Raw genomic sequence first — 1,977 nt, 5'->3', positions numbered from 1 at the left:
TCACAGTTACAAGCAACAGCAACACCTACAAATGCCAGTTGTACACCTGGATCAATAACAGTTAATGCTACAGGAGGAACAGGAACTTATGAATATGCTGTAGTAACAGCAGGTAGTCCTGCACCTACAACTGGTTTTTCAAACAATAATACAATAATGGGCTTAGCACCTAATACATATGATGTTTATGTGAGAGATGTTGCGTGTACTACGGTTGTTAATAATATTACTATAGCTAATGTAACACCTGTAGCATTAGAAAATATTGTGGAGAATGCAGGAAGATGTAATGGTGATTTAGGTAGTATAGAAGCTGATATAACTGCAAGTACAGGGCAAGGTCCTTTTATAATTACTTTAACAAACACTGCAGGAACTTATAATGACAATATTAATAACTTTATAGGCAGTAGTTTTAGTTTTAATAATTTACCTGCAGATGAATATAACCTTGTTATTACAGATGATTTAGGATGTCAGTTTACGCATAATTTTACCTTAAGCGAAATGCCTCCTATTTTAATGAATTTAGAACCTGTATTACCAGCTGACTGTACAACAATTAATCCGTCTAATACAGGTTTTAACTTCAATTTTAAAAACTATACACTGGCAGATTATGCGCCATACGATTTAGAATATACTATTGATGGAACTAATTGGTTCCCTATTACTAATGCAATGTACTCTACAAGTGTTGCACCACATCCAACTCCAGGAGATAACTTATATCAAGTATTAGGTTTAACACCAGGACAAACATATTATCCTTCAATTCGTATTCTTAATACTGATGGTAGTACACGATGTAGAGAGGATAATGGTATTTTTATAATGCCTTTCCAAGTAAGTGGTATTGTTGTTAATGTAACAGTTGTAGGCGACTGTAATTTAGGTTATTCAGTAGAGGTTGAAGCTCAAGATGGTTCAGGAGTATCAGGGTTTGAGTTTGGAATTAGTACAGAAGACCCTATAAACACAGGTACTTGGCATCCAGCAGATGATCCTACAAAACCAAGAATAAAGGTATTTGATAATATCATTCCTGGGTTAAATTATCAATTCTTCGTAAGAGATATTGCTACGGGATGTATAGAAATGAATGATGAGCCAATAACTTATCCAGATTCTACTTTTGATGTAGCGATAACACCAACTGCAGAGAGTCAGTCATGTAGTGGAGCAAATAATGGTGAATTATCATTTTTAATAGAAGACACAGACGGTGTACTTAATACAAAAACTGTAACATGGGAACTTTACAATGGTATTGATGATCAACCTTTAGGTATCACAGGTACTATTTCTAATACAGTTTCATATTCATATACATTAAATTCAAGTGGAACGCCAGTAGCTGCATTACAAAACTTACCACCAGGCCTATATTTCATAGTTTTAGATGCCTTTGATGGTGGAGCGACAGCATGTCAATGGGCAAGTGGAGATATAGAAATTAAAGAAGGTCAGCCTATAACAGGTAATTTGAATAAATTAAATGATATTACATGTAATGTTCCAGGTAAGATAAGAGTAGAAAATGTTTTAGGAGGATTTGCACCTTATACTTACAATGTAACCTTATCTGAAGCGACGGCAACGGCAACAGTAATAGGTAATGAAATTACAGTAACAGCACCTACAAATATAACATCTGTAGATGTAACGGTAGAAGTTGAAGATAGTAATGGAACAGGAGCATGTACCGCTAATTTAGGCACAGTAACTTTAAACGTAGCACAATTACCAACAGTTACAGCAGTAGCGGATAGTTGTCCTACAAACAAAACTATTACAGTTACTATTGCCGATGGAACAGGACCATATACAGCTACGTTAAGTGGAGCGTTAGGATCAAGTTTTACCTTAACAGGAGCAAGCCCATTAGTATTTAGTGGTTTAGAAGTAGATAGTTACGATGTAGTTGTGTTAGATACAAAAGGGTGTTCAGACACGCAATCAGGAATAGTAATTCAT

The 1,977-nt window shown here is 35.2% G+C and carries 1 protein-coding gene; it reads left to right on the top strand.

The window, feature by feature from the left end; genetic code table 11:
- On the top strand, window positions 1-1,977 hold a 1,977-nt coding region (locus LCI24_RS16845), incomplete at both ends, for a hypothetical protein (RefSeq protein ID WP_274641418.1).

Origin of the sequence: Tenacibaculum larymnensis (assembly GCF_028829235.1) — a bacterium.
Classification (GTDB): domain Bacteria; phylum Bacteroidota; class Bacteroidia; order Flavobacteriales; family Flavobacteriaceae; genus Polaribacter; species Polaribacter larymnensis.
Note: the sequence above shows the minus strand (reverse complement) of the source record. Positions and strands in the feature narration are given on the sequence as shown.